Annotated in this window: 14 protein-coding genes; 12 read left to right on the top strand and 2 right to left on the bottom strand. The window is 63.0% G+C overall.

The annotated features are described in order from the left end of the window. Positions 1-8 precede the first annotated feature (8 nt). The gene (locus tag NL123_RS19865) at positions 9-767 is read right to left on the bottom strand and encodes an IclR family transcriptional regulator (RefSeq protein WP_058427105.1); all 759 of its coding nucleotides are present in this window, start codon (positions 765-767) and stop codon (positions 9-11) included. Positions 768-975: 208 nt separating this feature from the next. Between NL123_RS19865 and NL123_RS19860 the strand changes: the two genes are divergently transcribed. The 9 genes from NL123_RS19860 (at position 976) to NL123_RS19820 (ending at position 10,436) form a co-directional block, all read left to right on the top strand. After that, positions 976-2,517, top strand: a complete 1,542-nt coding sequence (locus tag NL123_RS19860; RefSeq protein ID WP_248487659.1) for an acetolactate synthase large subunit — start codon at positions 976-978, stop codon at positions 2,515-2,517. 11 nt (positions 2,518-2,528) lie between these two features. Next, positions 2,529-4,019 (top strand): aldehyde dehydrogenase family protein, encoded by a 1,491-nt coding sequence (locus tag NL123_RS19855; protein WP_248487660.1) that lies wholly within the window; start codon positions 2,529-2,531, stop codon positions 4,017-4,019. A gap of 27 nt (positions 4,020-4,046) precedes the next feature. Next, the gene (locus tag NL123_RS19850; RefSeq protein ID WP_058427102.1) at positions 4,047-4,841 is read left to right on the top strand and encodes an SDR family NAD(P)-dependent oxidoreductase; all 795 of its coding nucleotides are present in this window, start codon (positions 4,047-4,049) and stop codon (positions 4,839-4,841) included. A gap of 12 nt (positions 4,842-4,853) precedes the next feature. Next, on the top strand, positions 4,854-5,894 hold the full coding sequence (locus NL123_RS19845) for a YCF48-related protein (RefSeq protein WP_494356163.1): 1,041 nt from the start codon (positions 4,854-4,856) through the stop codon (positions 5,892-5,894). Between the two features lie 11 nt (positions 5,895-5,905). Continuing rightward, positions 5,906-6,364, top strand: a complete 459-nt coding sequence (locus NL123_RS19840; RefSeq protein WP_058427100.1) for a VOC family protein — start codon at positions 5,906-5,908, stop codon at positions 6,362-6,364. A gap of 11 nt (positions 6,365-6,375) precedes the next feature. Beyond that, the gene (locus NL123_RS19835) at positions 6,376-6,978 is read left to right on the top strand and encodes an amino acid synthesis family protein (RefSeq protein WP_494356162.1); all 603 of its coding nucleotides are present in this window, start codon (positions 6,376-6,378) and stop codon (positions 6,976-6,978) included. A gap of 56 nt (positions 6,979-7,034) precedes the next feature. Further along, a complete protein-coding gene (locus NL123_RS19830; RefSeq protein WP_494356161.1) occupies positions 7,035-8,642 on the top strand; it encodes a bifunctional 3-(3-hydroxy-phenyl)propionate/3-hydroxycinnamic acid hydroxylase in 1,608 nt (535 codons plus the stop codon). Next, entirely contained in the window at positions 8,639-9,418 is a 780-nt protein-coding gene (locus NL123_RS19825; RefSeq protein ID WP_494356160.1) for a 2-keto-4-pentenoate hydratase, read from the top strand. Before NL123_RS19830 ends, NL123_RS19825 begins: the two co-directional genes overlap by 4 nt. Positions 9,419-9,494: 76 nt before the next feature. Continuing rightward, positions 9,495-10,436, top strand: a complete 942-nt coding sequence (locus NL123_RS19820; RefSeq protein ID WP_058427096.1) for a helix-turn-helix domain-containing protein — start codon at positions 9,495-9,497, stop codon at positions 10,434-10,436. Positions 10,437-10,694: 258 nt separating this feature from the next. Here NL123_RS19820 and NL123_RS19815 read toward each other — a convergent pair whose 3' ends face one another. Next, positions 10,695-11,522 carry a helix-turn-helix domain-containing protein gene (locus NL123_RS19815; protein ID WP_494356159.1) on the bottom strand — a complete coding sequence of 276 codons (828 nt, stop codon included), beginning with the start codon at positions 11,520-11,522 and terminating at the stop codon, positions 10,695-10,697. Between the two features lie 185 nt (positions 11,523-11,707). On the opposite strand from NL123_RS19815, the gene NL123_RS19810 reads away from it, so the two are divergent. Genes NL123_RS19810 through NL123_RS19800 form a run of 3 tightly spaced genes read left to right on the top strand, consistent with a single transcriptional unit; the run spans position 11,708 to position 14,655 of the window. Beyond that, positions 11,708-12,847: an ornithine cyclodeaminase family protein gene (locus NL123_RS19810; RefSeq protein ID WP_058427094.1), complete on the top strand. Its 1,140-nt coding sequence runs from the start codon at positions 11,708-11,710 to the stop codon at positions 12,845-12,847. A 35-nt stretch (positions 12,848-12,882) separates the two neighbouring features. Continuing rightward, positions 12,883-13,305, top strand: coding sequence for a RidA family protein (locus NL123_RS19805; RefSeq protein WP_053129916.1), 423 nt, complete (start codon positions 12,883-12,885; stop codon positions 13,303-13,305). A gap of 57 nt (positions 13,306-13,362) precedes the next feature. Further along, positions 13,363-14,655: an NAD(P)/FAD-dependent oxidoreductase gene (locus tag NL123_RS19800; protein ID WP_248487668.1), complete on the top strand. Its 1,293-nt coding sequence runs from the start codon at positions 13,363-13,365 to the stop codon at positions 14,653-14,655. Positions 14,656-14,667 lie beyond the last annotated feature (12 nt).

Below are 14,667 nucleotides of genomic sequence, written 5' to 3'. Positions count from 1 at the left end.
GGCGCGGGCTAGGGCGCGATACCGCTCGGCGCGTTATGCATGTTTTCGGCAATGCGCCGGGTGGTGTCCATCACCATTTCAATCACGGTTTCCTGGCGCAGCAGCTTGAAGCTTTGGGTGCTGCCGACGGCCGACAGGCTGCCGACCACTTCGTCGAGGTCCGTCTGGATGATCGGTGCGGCGATACCGGTCAGGCCCAGGTTGAGTTCGTCGTGGGTCAGGCAGTAACCGTCCTTGCGGATCTTTTTCGCGGCCTTGCTGAAACCGGCCCAGTCATAGGGACTGTCGGGGTCGCTGGCCATGTGTTCGTCGAACAGGCGTTGCAGGCGGCGACCTTTCTGATAGGCGATCAACACCTTCGATTGTGCCCCGCGAAAGAACGGCAACGGCTGCCCACGCCCGAACGCGAAGTGATAGGTGTCGGCGGGTTCGGCGATGTAGGTGTTGATGATGCGCCCGTCGTAAAACACGCTGGCGAACACCGCCAGGCCGGTTTGCGCGGACAGCTCGTGCATCAGCTCGCGCCCGGCGAGCAGGATCGGGTCGTACTGGCGCATTTTCCAGTCCAGCTCGATCACCCGCGGGCCCAGGCCATAGCTGCCGGCATCCACGCGGGTCAACAGGCCGGCATCGCACAGGTCCTTGACGTAGCGGTACACGGTGGCCCGTGACAGGCCCATGCGCTCGGCGATGGTGTCGGGGTCGATCTTCAACGTCTGTGGGCCGAACAGGTCCAGGACGCTCAGCAATTTGCTCAGGCTGCTCATTTCGTTCCTAAAAGGGGGGCACGTGCTGCATTCCGTGGGCGCAACACTACCGCAGTGAAAGAAAAACGCAATCTTTTGTGCTTTGCTGACTGTCAAAAAATCACATAAATCTCATTAAATGAGACAAATCAAAATAAAATGCTTGTTGATTGAATTTTTGTGTGTGATAAATCTCATCACTGCAAACGCTCAAGCAAGAGGGCTGAAAATGAATGGTGCGCAACTGATAGTGAATGCGGCAGCGGCAAGCGGTATCGAGTACTGCTTCGCCAACCCCGGGACCACCGAGATTCCCCTGGTGGCCGCCATGGCCAGCGCACCCGCTCTCAAGCCGGTGTTGTCGCTGTTCGAAGGGGTCTGCACCGGCGCGGCCGATGGCTATGGCCGGATTGCCGGCAAACCGGCCATGACCCTGACCCACTTGGGGCCTGGGTTCGCCAACGGCATCGCCAACCTGCACAACGCACGCCGTGCCAACACCCCCATCGTCAACGTGATCGGCGACCACGCCTCCTGGCACGTCAACTACGACCCGCCGCTGGCCAGTGACATCCAGGCCCTGGCCGGCGCGGTTTCCGGCTGGGTGCGCACCTCGCGCACCGCGTCGGGGGTTGGCGAAGACCTGCAGGAAGCCATGCGCGCGGCCTGGCAGGCCAAAGGGCAGATCGCCAGTTTGATCCTGCCCATGGACCTGCAAGCCCACGCCGTGACCCACAACGGTGTGTTCGCCCCGATCCGCCCGCCGGTGCGCCGCTTTGCCGGTGACCGCATCGAGAGCGTGGCCAGGGCCCTGCGTGACGGCCTGCGCCTGGTGTTTATCGTCGGTGACGAAGGCTTGTCGGTGGCCGGCCTAGAAGCGGCGGGGCGCCTGGCGCAACTGCCGGGCGTGCGTCTGTTCGCCGAGACCTTTCCACGCCTCAGCTACCGTGGCGGTGGCCTGCCGGACCTGGACCGCCTGCCGTACTTCCCGGAAGTGGCGATTGAAATCCTCGAACAATACGACCTGGTGGTGTGCGCCGGCGTGCCGGAGCCCATCAGCTACTTCGGCTACGAAGGCATCCCGTCGCGCCTGGCCGAACGTGAGCGCCTGCTGGCGTTGGCCGATGTCGGTGACGATGTCGCCGGCGCGCTGACGGCATTGGCCGACGCCCTCGATGCGCCGGCCTATATACCGACGCCCCAGGGTATCGAACTGCCGCCCGGCCATGCCGAGCTGACCCCACAGTCGGTGGGCCAGGTGCTGGCCGCCTCCCTGCCGGACGACAGCATTGTCTCCGTGGAGGGCGGCACCTGCGGCTATCCGTTCTTCACCGCTTCGGCCCGCGCCGCACGGCATCGGGTACTGACCAATACCGGCGGCGCGATTGGCCAGGGTATCCCGGTCGGCTTCGGCGCCGCCCTGGCCGAGCGCGGCAACCGTGTGTACTGCCTGCAATCGGACGGCAGCGCCCAATACACCATTCAAACCCTGTGGAGCATTGCCCGCGAGCAATTGCCGGTGGTGATCCTGATTGCCGCCAACCACCGCTACGCGATTCTGCAGAACGAGCTGCGCCGTTTCGGCATGACCGAACTGGGCCCTGAAGCCCTGAAGCTGACGGTGCTCGACAGCCCGCGCATCGACTGGAAAGCCCTGGCCAAAGGCTACGGCGTGCCGGCCAGCACGGTGCACACCAATGCCGAACTGCAACGGGCGCTGGCCAATGCGAATGCCGACGGCGGGCCTTGCCTGATCGAAATGGCGCTGTGAAGGAGTCGACCATGAAGCTGTTTGAAGTGTTACCCGCCGTCCAGGCCTTTCTGTCCCAGCCGGGTCGCCTGTTTATCGGTGGCAGTTGGCAGGACGCCGCCGATGGCCGCCGCTTCGCGGTGGAAAACCCGGCCACCGAAGAAACCCTGACCGAAGTGGCCCAGGGCGGTGCGCGGGATGTGGACGCGGCCGTTGCCGCTGCGCGCTCGGCGTTCAACGGCGCCTGGTCGTTGCAGTCACCGGCCCAGCGCGGCCTGTTGCTGTTCCGCCTGGCGGACCTGTTGGACCAGCACCGCGAAGAACTGGCGCAACTGATCACCCTGGAGAACGGCAAGCCGATTGCCGCAGCGCGCGGTGAAGCGGCCAGCGCCGCCACCATCCTGCGCTACTTCGCCGGCTGGCCGACCAAGATCGAAGGCAGCACCTTGCCCGTGTCACCGGCCAGCGGCGCGCCGATGCTCAACTACACCCTGCGTGAACCGGTGGGGGTCTGCGCGCTGATCGTGCCGTGGAACTTCCCGCTGAACATGTGCGTGTGGAAGCTCGGCCCGGCACTGGCCACCGGTTGCGTGGCAGTGCTCAAGCCGGCCGAACAAACGCCGCTGGTCGCGATCCGCCTGGTGCAGTTGATCGAGGCGGCGGGGTTCCCGGCCGGCGTGGTCAACCTGGTCACTGGCCTGGGCGCCGAAACCGGCGCGCCGCTGGCGGAGCATCCCGATGTGGACAAGATCGCCTTTACCGGCTCGACCCAGGTCGGCCGGCTGATCGCGCAAGCGGCCACGCGCAACATGAAAAAGGTCTCGCTGGAACTGGGCGGCAAGTCGCCGAACATCATCCTGCCCGACGCCGATATCGTGCGCGCCGCCAAAGGCGCCGCCGATGGCATTTTCTATAACCAGGGCCAGGTGTGCACGGCCGCTTCGCGGTTGTACGTGCACGCCAGCGTGCTGGATCAGGTCCTTGAGGAACTCGAACGGCACGCCGCCGCCCACGTCCTCGGCAATGGCCTGGACCCGGCCAGCAGCATGGGCCCGCTGGTGTCCGGGCGCCAACTGGCGACGGTCAAGGGCTACCTGCAACGCGGCCAGGAAGAAGGCGCCGAACTGATCTGCGGTGGCGGGCGTCCGGAACACCTGGAGCGCGGCCACTTTATTGCGCCCAGCGTGTTCCTGGATCGCGCCGAGGCGGCCTGCGTGGCCCGCGAAGAAATCTTCGGCCCAGTGCTGACTGTGATGAGCTGGACCGAAATCGACGACCTGGTCTTGCGCGCCAACGATTCGCCCTATGGCCTCGCGGCCGGCCTGTGGACCCGCGACCTGCGCTCGGCGCACCGCGTGGCGGCGCAGCTCAAGGCAGGCTCGGTGTGGGTCAACTGCTGGAACGTGGTCGATGCGGCCTCGCCATTCGGCGGCTACAAGCAATCCGGCTGGGGCCGGGAAATGGGTAAGAACGTGATCGATGCCTACACCGAGACCAAAAGCGTGTTTGTCGATCTGGCCTGAACTGAATAATCACACGAGGTAATTGTTATGGATCTTGAATTGAAAGGCCGCGTGGCCATTGTCACCGGTGGCGGCATGGGGATCGGCAAGGAAGTCGCACGTTTTCTCTCCGAAGAAGGCTGCAAGGTGGTGATCTGCGCGCGCCGCATGGCGTTCCTGCAACTGGCCGCCGAAGAGATCAGCGCCCAGACCGGCAACGAAGTGCTGCCGCTGTTCTGCGACACCAATGACATGTCCGCCGTGTCGGAAATGGTCGAAGCCGCCTACAAGCACTTCGGCCGCATCGACATCCTGGTCAACGGTGCCGCTGCGCCGTCCGGTGTCGTGCGCAACGACATCGAGCACGCCGGCGACGATGAGCTGCTGTCGGACCTCAACACCAAGGTGATCGGCTACTTCCGTTGCGCCAAGGCCGTGACCCCGCACATGAAGGCCGCTGGCTTCGGTCGCATCATCAACATCGGTGGCCTCACCGGACGCAGCAGCAAGGTGCTGTCGGGCATGCGCAACCTGGCCATCGCGCACATGACCAAGACCTTGTCCGACCAGCTCGGCCCGTCGGGCATCACGGTCAACCTGATTCACCCTGGCGTGGTGGATACCCCGCATATCCAGGAGCTGTATGACCGTGAAGCGGTCAAGCAAGGCAAGACCGCGGAACAGGTCGAGCAGGCCTACATCGACGCGACGCCGATTCGCCGCACCCTGGCACCGATTGAAATGGGCTGGTTGATTGGTTTCCTGGCGTCGCCCAAGGCCGGCGCGGTGACCGGCGAGTCCATCGGCATCGACGGCGGTTTGACCCGTGGTATCTATATCTGAGGAGTATCTGTGATGAGTAACGGAACCCTTTTGGTTGCCACCGTCGGGCAAGCGGTGATCCGCAGTGCCGACGATGGCCGTACCTGGCATCGCCTGGGCCTGGGGCAGGACCTGGAATTCGATGCAATCACTCGCTCACTGAGCCTGCACCCCGACGCGCCCGAGGTGATTTACGCCGGTACCGACGTGGGCTTGTGCGTCAGCCGCGACACCGGCGGCCATTGGCAGCGCGTCGATTCGCCGTTCAACGGGCAGACCGTGTGGAAAGTCGCGGTGGACCCACGCAACGCACAACGGATTTTCGTCGGCACCGGGGCACCGTCCCGCGCCGTGTTGTGGCGCACCCTGGACGGTGGGCTGAGCTGGGATCGCGCACCGGTGGAGATTCCGGAGTTCTGCGACGGCGTCAGTCGCCCACGCCTGCTGGCGTTTGCCTACGACCCGGTCGACCCCGACCAGTTGTGGTTCGGCCTTGAAGAGGGTGGGTTGTTCCACTCCCGCGACGGCGGCGACAGCTGGACCCGCGTCGATGACCGCCTGTTGTGGGAGTTCAACTCGGACGTGCACAACATCCTGGTGCTGCCCAACCATGGCCAGAAAGTCATCGTGGTGGTCTGCGTCAACGCGGTCTACCGCAGCCTGGACGAAGGCCTGACCTGGACCGGCATCATCGGCCGCGAAGCCTTCGGCCTGTATTACATCCGCGCCATGAACGCGCCGTTGGGCACGCAAAGCGACCTTTACCTGAGCATTTCCGATGGCACGCCGGGCACCACCAGCAAGATCCTGGTGTCCCGCGATGCGGCGCTCAGCTGGGAAGTGCTGCCGCTTTCCCAGCAGCCCAATTCCTGTGTGTGGGCGATTGCCTTCAACCCGGCCAACCCACGGCAGATCGTGGCGGGCACCAAGTACGGGCACCTGTTCACCTCCGACAACGGCGGTGACGGCTGGCAGAAACAGTGGCGCGACTTCAGCGAGATCGCTGACGTGCTGTGGACGCCGGCTGTGGCGCAGATCAAGGCCGGGCATCAATCCATCGTCAAGAAGCACTGAGGTATATCGCCATGAAAGTCGAGATCCTGCGTACTCACCTATCGCTCTGGGTCGCTGACCCGGACGTGTCGGCCCGCTGGTACGCCGACATCCTGGGCATGCACGAAAGTGCCCGGGGCGAGAGCTGGGTCATGATGGCGTTTGGCGGCAAGCACCACGACATTGCCTTGATCCGCGCCGACCCCGGCGCCCATCAGGGCGGGCTGGGGCTGCAACACTACGGCCTGGAAATCGACGGGGACATGACCACCCTGCGCCAGCTCTACGGCATGTTGCTGGGCAAGGGCGTCGAGGTGGTGAAGATCACCGATCACGAAATCGGCCATGGCGTGTACTTCAACGACCCCGACGGCAACCGCATGGAATTCTTCCTCGAGACCGAACACGACGATGCGCGCGGCAAGGCCCGGTTCAAGGCCGCTGGCGCGCCGAGCCGACATTTCAACCTGGACCCACTGGACCCACTTTGAGGCAAACCCCGATGAAAACCGCTAATTTTGCGACCTATCACATCCGTAAATGGTACAGCTTCGTCGAAGAAACCCTGGCCAACGAAACCGGCCAGCTGGCCGATGGCGAGCCACTGTTCAAATATGCAATTGCCGCCGTGATCGCCAACCCTTATGCCGGTCGCTACAGCGAGTCGCTGGCCGAACTGGTCGACCCTTCGCCGCTGCTGGGCGAAGAATTTGGCCGGCGCATCCAGGCACTGGCCGGTGCCCATGAGATTGTCAGCTATGGCAAGGCGATCCTGGTGGGCAGCGAGGGCGAGTACGAGCACGGTAATGCGTTCCTGACCAACCCGGCCGCCGATCCGATCCGCGTCGCGCTGGGTGGCGGCAAGTCCTGGGTGCCGTCCACCGGCAAGCGCGGTGGGCCGGGTTCGACCATCGATGTTCCGCTGGCGCACAAGGATGCCCTGTATGTACGGTCCCATTACGACAGCATGTCGCTGATGTTTGGCGACGGGCCTGCGCCCGACGAGGTCGTGATCATCTGGGCCTTTGCCACCCGTGGGCGCTTGCATGCACGCCTGGGTGGCTTGCAGGCTGAGGACGTGAAAGGGCTGGATGGGCTGCACTGAGGCGCATGGCTTTGGCGACGCCGGATTAAAACCACAACAAGAAGCGGTGAATAGCGATGAAGCAGGAGAAGACCCAGGTTGTCATTGTCGGCGGCGGGCCCAACGGGATCACGGCCGCACACTATATGGGGATGTACGGAATCGACTGCGTCGTCCTTGAACTGGCTGATTGCATCCTGCCTTACCCGCGTGCGGTGGGCATGGATGATGAAGCCCTGCGCGTGTTGCAGGGTATCGGCATCGCCGAGCTGGCCGTGCGCGATATGATCTGCGACGTGCCGTTGCGCTACTACAACGCACGCGGTATGTGTTTCGCCGAGGTCAAGCCGAGCACCGCCCACTACGGCTGGCCGATGCGCAATATCTTCATGCAGCAGTTGCTTGAAGGCACGCTGCGCGAAAACCTGGGGCAGCGTACCTGTGTGGAGTTGCGCCAGGGCCATGAAATGCTCGAACTGGAGCAGGACGGCGAGGGTGTGACCCTGCAGGTGCGCAATGCCCAGGGCGAGGTCTATGAGCTGCGCGCCGACTATGTGATCGGCGCCGATGGCGGGCGCTCCACCGTACGCAAAAAGGTCGGCGTTGAATTGCTGGGGCTGACCCATCCGCGCAAATGGGTGGTGGTCGACACCGCCAATGACACCCTGGATGCACCCTATACCGCACTGCATGCCGACCCGCAGCGCCCGTTCGTGTGCATCTACCTGCCTTACCAGCAGCGGCGTTGGGAGTTCATGCTGATGGAAGGCGAAGATGAGGCGAAGATGTGCGAAGAAAGCACCATCCGTGACCTGATCCGTGGGCATATCGGCGACGCCGTCGACCAGTTGAACATCATCCGCATCCGCGCCTACACCCACCACTCCCGGGTAGCGGCACGCTTTGTCCAAGGGCGTGTGGCGCTGGTGGGGGATGCCGCACATATCTCGCCACCCTGGGCCGGGCAGGGCCTCAATTCAGGTTTGCGCGACGTGGCCAACGTGGTCTGGAAACTCGCGGCAATCATCCAGGGGCGTGCGTCCCATGGGATTCTCGCAAGCTACGACCAGGAGCGCCGTGGGCATGCCACCGAGCTGGTGGCCCTGGCCGACAATATGGGCACCGTATTGGGCTTGACCAACCCGTTGATGGCCGGCGTGCGCGACTGGTTGTTCCAGGCAGTGAACAGCGTCGACAACCTGCGCTCGCACCTGCTGGAGTTCAAGTTCAAACCCAAGGCCACCATCACCAAAGGCCTGGTCTATCACGAACGTGCCGAACTGCGTGAGGACGACCTGGTCGGCCAGCTGTTTGTGCAGCCCTATATCGAAGACGCCAAGGGTCAGCGTCGGCGCCTGGATGACGTGTTGGGGCATTCCTATGCGGTGCTGGGTTACCGGGTCAACCCGCGCGAGCAACTCAGTGAAGAGATGGCGACATTCTGGGCGCGCTGGGACACACGCTTCATCCAGGTCAATCGTTCGCGCAGCGGCTTGGGCCGTCACCAGCCGTTGACGGCGATGGACGCCATCAGCGTGGAGGACGTGGATAATCGCCTCGGCGAATGGTTCTCCAAGGTGCGCGATTGCATCGTCGTGGTGCGCCCGGACCGGTTTGTCGCGGCCATTACCACGCCCGAGCGGCTGGAAAGTGTGTTGCGCAAGTTGGCGGAGCAACTGTCATGAGCGCTGACAACCCCGTGTTGAACCAGTTGCACCACGCCACGCGCACGGTGCAGGCCATCGCGCCGCTGGCATCTGACGCGCTGGACCTGCACTCAGGGTACGCGCTGCAACGCCAGGCGCTGGACCTGCGCCTGGCGGCGGGCGAGCATCTGAGCGGCTGGAAGATCGCCTTCGCCGGCAGCGCCGCGCAAAGGCGTTTCGGCCTGGAGGAGCCCGTGTATGGCGGCCTGACTGACCGCATGCGTGTGCTGCCGAACACGGCAGTGGCGCTTTCGCGGTTGATCCAGCCCAAGCTGGAGATCGAAGTGGCAATCGTGCTGGGCCGCAGCCTCGCACCGGGTGACTACCGTGATGAGGAGATCCTGGCGGCCATTGCAGAGGTGGCGCCGGCGTTCGAGATTGCCGATTGCCGTTGGCAGGGCTGGACGTTCGGGGCGGGGGCTTTTCTTGCCGATAACGCGGCGGCGGGGCTGTATTGCCTCGGGCCGTTGATGGCTTTCGATCCCATTGCGCATGCCAACGTCGCCTATCGCCTGGAAAGTGCTGGCGCGCTTCGCGGCGAAGGCAACACCGAGGGCCGGGAGGATCCACCACTGGCCAACCTGTGCTGGCTGATTCGCCGTCTGTTGGCTGACGGCCAACCGGTGGAGGCCGGGCAAGTGGTGCTGTCCGGTGCGCTCTTGGCGCCGATGGATATCCAGCCCGCTACGTACCGCTTGCATATGTTTGGCACGGAACTGGCTTTGCTTTTCACGGCGGACACCGTTCCTGTGTGAACGCCAGCTGCCGTCATGGATGACTTGAGTCCCCTTCAGGCCGATAACAACAACGGGGCACCTAGGAACGACGACCATGCTTGCTGAAGTTCGAACCTTCAATGACCCTCAATTGCACGCCGGTTCCATCCAGGGCTGGCGGCAGGTCTATGACCAGTTGGGCCGTGGCTGCCTGACCAGCGAGCTACGGCAATTGTCCGCCGACCGCTTTCAGATCTTCCAGGAAGTGTTGGACAAACGCGTGGTGCAGCGCGGCTATGCGCCCAAAGACCGGCTGTGCGCGGCCATGTCATTGGGCAGTGCGCCTGTGGTGCAGGGTCAGCAAGTGGGGGCGCACAGCGTCGTGCTGTTGCGCGATGGCGAGGAGTTTGTACTGCATGCGCCTGAAGGTACGCACTTCTTCGCCCTCAACGTCGATACGGTACGCTTCGCCAAACTGGCCGCCTTCGAGTTGTCCGGCGATCAGCTCAAGCGCCTCACCACCCGCTCCCAACTCTGTGTGGATGACGCGTTACTGTTGCGCATACGCCAGCGGATCTACCCGCTGTTTCGTCACCTTTTGCAACAAACCGATGCGATCAGCGCAACCGCCGAGAAAATGCTTGAGGACGAACTGCTCAACGCGTTCCTCGATTTGTTCAGCAACGCCACCGACGAGGTGCGTTGCCGTCGCGGCAATTTTGCCGTGAGTGCTTACCTGGTCAAGCGTTGCCAGGAGTTGATCGATGCCAGTGGCGATACCCCACTGAGTATTCTCGATCTGTGTGAACACCTGCGCGTCAGCCGGCGGACCCTGCAGAACAGCTTCCAGGCGGTGACCGGCATGCGTCCGGTGGAGTACCTGCGAAACCTGCGTCTGAATGCGGTGCGTCGACGCCTGATCGCCACCCCGGCCTGCACCCAGAACGTCGGCGAGGTGGCGGTGGCGATGGGCTTCTTCCACCTGAGCCACTTTGCAGCGCATTACCGGGCGCTGTTTGGCGAGTCGCCGTCTGAAACACGTCGAGCGATGGTCTGAGTCTCCGGGGTTCAGGCGACGGGGTTGCCCATACCCTCCACAGGTAAGCCTTCCTCCAGACAGTTGTCCGGGCGCTCATGCAATCGCTGGTTGCACCACGCGAAGCCTGGCACCACCACCCTGCACAGCCCCAGTGGCACAAGACACGCCAGGCCGACCCGCGGCCTGATCGCCACGTGGGTACGTGTCTCTCGAAGAAATCAACGAGCTTTGATGGAGGAACCCTGGAGACCCGGGGTTTATCTGTGTAGCTCGCGATCAGGCGTAGCTGATCCTGTCGGTGTAGGCGTTTTGCAGCATTTTGCGTTGGTAGTCGCAGGGGGTGGTACTGACCAGTTTTTTGAAGTCGCGCAGGAAGTGGGATTGATCGGAAAAGCCCAGGTCCAGGGCCAGCTGCGAAAACGAAACATCCTGCTGGGTATTGAGGGTGCCCAGGGCCGCCTGGCAGCGGATGATCCGGCAAAACGTCTTGGGTGACATGCCGGTGTCCTGATTGAACTGGCGGTGCAAGGTACGGCTGGTATAGCCACTGAGATCTTCGAGTTGCTGGATGCGAATATCGCCGCGATGGCGCAGCGCCTGCTGAATGATCATGGCGGTGAGTCCCGATGTCTTGCCCATCAGGCGTGGGGCCAGGTAGTCGTTGAACAGCCGCATCTGGTCGCCCAGCAGCGGTGCCTGGACGATGCTTTCGAAGATGCGATGGGCGAACCCCGAGACCTCCAGCAGGTCGAGTTCCCGCTCGGTCAGCTCTTCGGCCAGCACATTGATGAAGCCGGGAATGACACCCGGTGAAAAGCGCACGCCGAAGTAGTGATGGTGCTGATGCAAATGGACGGCTTGGGCGGTCAGCGGTGTGCCACAGATCCTGGCGCTGGGTCGAGTGGCATCGCAGTCGAAAACGATGTCCACGCAGCCATCCGGCACGGCCAGCAGGTCGCTCGATTGGGCGACGTCGAAGGCATAGAAATGCGAGATCGCCGGGTGCGCGGAGGGCATCACCGAATAGCGTGAAGAATTGAGCACGAACCAAGGCTGTTCGTTCGCGGTGTGGTGCCGGGGAGTCGGCACATTCGGTTTGATCATGGTTGCACCTTGGGTAGGCAGCGCTGCGGGAAAAATCACGCATTAATCGCGCCAACTGACGCTGCGCCGGCCTGAGGGCATGTCCGAAATTTACAATACCGTCGACAACGTCCGCCCGATACTCGACCTCGACAGCGTGGAGCTGCGCCTACCGCAGCGATGTCACCTTCAGCGCGAGAATAACTATGTCTACAAATACAAAAATCGACTTCATCTACCTCTCCGAGCAGGACATGATCCGCGCGGGGGTGACCGACATGCTGGCCTGCGTGAATACCATGGAAGAGATGTTCGGCCTGCTGTACGCCGGTGACTACCGCATGGCCGGCCCGAACAACGACTCCCATGGGGCGATGGTGGTTTTTCCGCAGGATTCGCCGTTCCCGAATATGCCCAAGCCCACGGCTGATCGACGCATGATGGCCATGCCGGCCTACCTGGGCGGCAGCTTTTGCACCGCTGGCGTGAAGTGGTACGGCTCCAATATCGCCAACCGCGAAAAGGGCCTGCCGCGCTCCATCCTGATGTTCACCCTGAATGACCCCGACACTGGCGCGCCGTTGGCGCATATGTCGGCCAACCTGCTGTCTGCCTACCGCACCGGTGCGATTCCCGGTGTAGGTGCGCGCCACCTGGCCCGCAAAGACTCGAAAGTCGTCGGTCTGCTTGGCCCCGGTGTCATGGGCAAGACCACGCTGGCGGCATTTATCGCGGTGTGTCCGCACATCGACACATTGAAGATCAAGGGGCGTGGCCAGAAGAGCCTCGACAATTTTATCGCGTGGGTCACAGCGACTTATCCGCAGATCACCACGATTGAGGTGGTCGACACCCTTGAGGCAGTCGTTCGCGATTCGGACCTTGTTACTTATTGTAGCTCCGGTGAGGTGGGCGACCCCTCGATCTACCCAATTGTGCGACGTGAATGGGTCAAGCCAGGCGCCTTCCTCGCGATGCCGGCGTCCTGCTCGCTCGACGCGGGTATGGAACAGCCCGACGTGCGCAAGGTGCTGGACAACACTGGTCTCTACCAGGCCTGGTTTGAAGAGTTACCCAAGCCTGCGCATCACACCGTGCCCGTCATTGGCGTGCGCTTCATGGACATGATTGCCGAAGGCAAGATGCAGCTCGATGACGTCGAGGACATCGGCAAGATCATCGCCGGTGCCGCGCCAGGGCGTAGAAGCGATGACGAAATCATCATCATGTCGGTGGGCGGCATGCCCGTGGAGGACGTGGCCTGGGGCACGGTGATTTACCGCAACGCGATCAAGCAAGGCATCGGTGTGACCTTGAACCTGTGGGAAACCCCGGAACTGCGCTGAGCCACCCCAACACTTTCCTTTGCGAGGCATTCGACATGACAAAAATCATCAAGCTCAAGACCGGTTCGCCGTTTGAAGATCAGGCCAGTTATTCGCGCCTGGTGGTCGTGGATAACTGGATCTACGTGTCCAACACGGCGGGCCGCAACCCGCAGACCAAGCTGATTCCGGAAGACGTCCTTGAGCAGACGCACCAGGTCTTCGCCAATATCGAGTCGGCCCTCAAGGCCGTCGATGCGAGCCTGGCCGATGTGGTGTGTTCGCGGGTGTTCATCCAGGACCCCAAGGACGTGCCCGCGGTCATGGGCCTGATCGGCGAAAAGTTTCGCGGCGTCGACCCGGCGAGCACCGTCACCTGTCCACCCCTGGGCTCGACGGTCTACAAGGTGGAGCTGGAAGTGACCGCGTATCGCAACGCGTCGAAGGCGCAGGTCGAAGTCATTCGCCTGTCGCAATGATCGTCAAGCGGCCAGGCGCAGGCGTGGCCGCCCTTATTCGCTTACCGAGTCTTGACCATGGCACCGACAATAGCGCCCGTGACAACCTCCACCGTATTTCCCAGCGCCACGTCCGTCGTCATCATTGGCGGCGGGATCATCGGCCTGACGGCTGCGCTGACCCTGGCTGAGCGCAACATCGCGGTGGTGGTCCTGGAAAAAGGCCGCATCGCCGCCGAGCAGTCATCACGCAACCTGGGCTGGGTACGCAAGACCAGCCGCCACGCCGCCGACATCCCGCTGGCGCTTGCGGCTGACCGGCTGTGGGCACAAATGCCCGAGCGGGTCGGGGCGGATGTCGGGTATCGCCAGGAAGGCATTATGTTTCTGGGCCGCACACCTGCGCAGATGGCGATGCACGAGGGGTGGCTCAAGTCGGTGGAGCATTTGTCGCTGGATTCGCGGCTGCTCAGCAAGCGTGAGATTGACGCGATGGTGCCAGGCGGCGTGGGTGATTGGGCCGGCGGCATCTTCACCGCGTCCGACGCGCGTGCCGAACCGACGCTGGCCAGCAGTGCGATTGCCAAGGCGGCCATGGCCATGGGCGTGGTGATTATCGAGCAATGCGCGGTGCGCACGCTGCAGATGTCTGCCGGCGCAGTCAGTGGCGTGGTCACGGAAAAAGGCGAAATCAGCTGCGACCATGTGTTGCTGGCGGGGGGGATGTGGTCACGGCGTTTTCTGGGCAACCTCGGTGTGTCATTGCCGACCTTGCCCTTGACCTGCTCGGTGCTGCGCACCCACCCCATGGAGGGGCCGACGCAGATCGCTGTCGGTGCGCCTGATTTTTCCTTTCGCAAGCACAAGGACGGCGGTTTCATCATTACCCAGCGCGGTAAGTTGGACGCCTTCCTGACCCTCGATCACTTGTTGCTCGCCAAGCAATATATGCCGCAGTTCCGTGCGCAACGCAGCGTCTTGAACGTGTCGCTGGGCAAGCCATTTATCAATGACCTGGCACTGGCTCGGCGGTGGGGCGCCGATAGCGTCAGCCCGTTCGAGCGTGTCAGGGTGCAGGATCCAGCCGCCAACCCGCGGCTCAATAACGACGCGATGAACAACCTCATGGCGGCCTGGCCTGTGTTTGAGCAGGCGCGGATCGCCCAGGCCTGGGCTGGCACTATCGACGTGACACCCGATTCCAACCCGGTCATCGGCCCGGTCGCGCAGATTCCGGGGCTGACCGTGGCCACCGGCTTCTCGGGGCATGGCTTCGGCACGTCGCCAGCGGCGGGCCATCTCGCGGCGGACCTGGTCAGTGGGCATACGCCGATCATTGACCCAAGCCCTTATCGCTTCGATCGTTTCTAAAGGAGCATGCCC

Source organism: Pseudomonas sp. FBCC-B1565, from assembly GCF_059133265.1.
This window is presented reverse-complemented; position numbering and strand designations above follow the sequence as displayed.

Coding starts and splice junctions, on each gene's coding strand:
- NL123_RS19865 (WP_058427105.1), bottom strand. CDS start 767: ATGAGCAGCCTGAGCAAATTGCTGAGCGTCCTGGACCTGTTCGGCCCA.
- NL123_RS19860 (WP_248487659.1), top strand. CDS start 976: ATGAATGGTGCGCAACTGATAGTGAATGCGGCAGCGGCAAGCGGTATC.
- NL123_RS19855 (WP_248487660.1), top strand. CDS start 2,529: ATGAAGCTGTTTGAAGTGTTACCCGCCGTCCAGGCCTTTCTGTCCCAG.
- NL123_RS19850 (WP_058427102.1), top strand. CDS start 4,047: ATGGATCTTGAATTGAAAGGCCGCGTGGCCATTGTCACCGGTGGCGGC.
- NL123_RS19845 (WP_494356163.1), top strand. CDS start 4,854: ATGAGTAACGGAACCCTTTTGGTTGCCACCGTCGGGCAAGCGGTGATC.
- NL123_RS19840 (WP_058427100.1), top strand. CDS start 5,906: ATGAAAGTCGAGATCCTGCGTACTCACCTATCGCTCTGGGTCGCTGAC.
- NL123_RS19835 (WP_494356162.1), top strand. CDS start 6,376: ATGAAAACCGCTAATTTTGCGACCTATCACATCCGTAAATGGTACAGC.
- NL123_RS19830 (WP_494356161.1), top strand. CDS start 7,035: ATGAAGCAGGAGAAGACCCAGGTTGTCATTGTCGGCGGCGGGCCCAAC.
- NL123_RS19825 (WP_494356160.1), top strand. CDS start 8,639: ATGAGCGCTGACAACCCCGTGTTGAACCAGTTGCACCACGCCACGCGC.
- NL123_RS19820 (WP_058427096.1), top strand. CDS start 9,495: ATGCTTGCTGAAGTTCGAACCTTCAATGACCCTCAATTGCACGCCGGT.
- NL123_RS19815 (WP_494356159.1), bottom strand. CDS start 11,522: ATGATCAAACCGAATGTGCCGACTCCCCGGCACCACACCGCGAACGAA.
- NL123_RS19810 (WP_058427094.1), top strand. CDS start 11,708: ATGTCTACAAATACAAAAATCGACTTCATCTACCTCTCCGAGCAGGAC.
- NL123_RS19805 (WP_053129916.1), top strand. CDS start 12,883: ATGACAAAAATCATCAAGCTCAAGACCGGTTCGCCGTTTGAAGATCAG.
- NL123_RS19800 (WP_248487668.1), top strand. CDS start 13,363: ATGGCACCGACAATAGCGCCCGTGACAACCTCCACCGTATTTCCCAGC.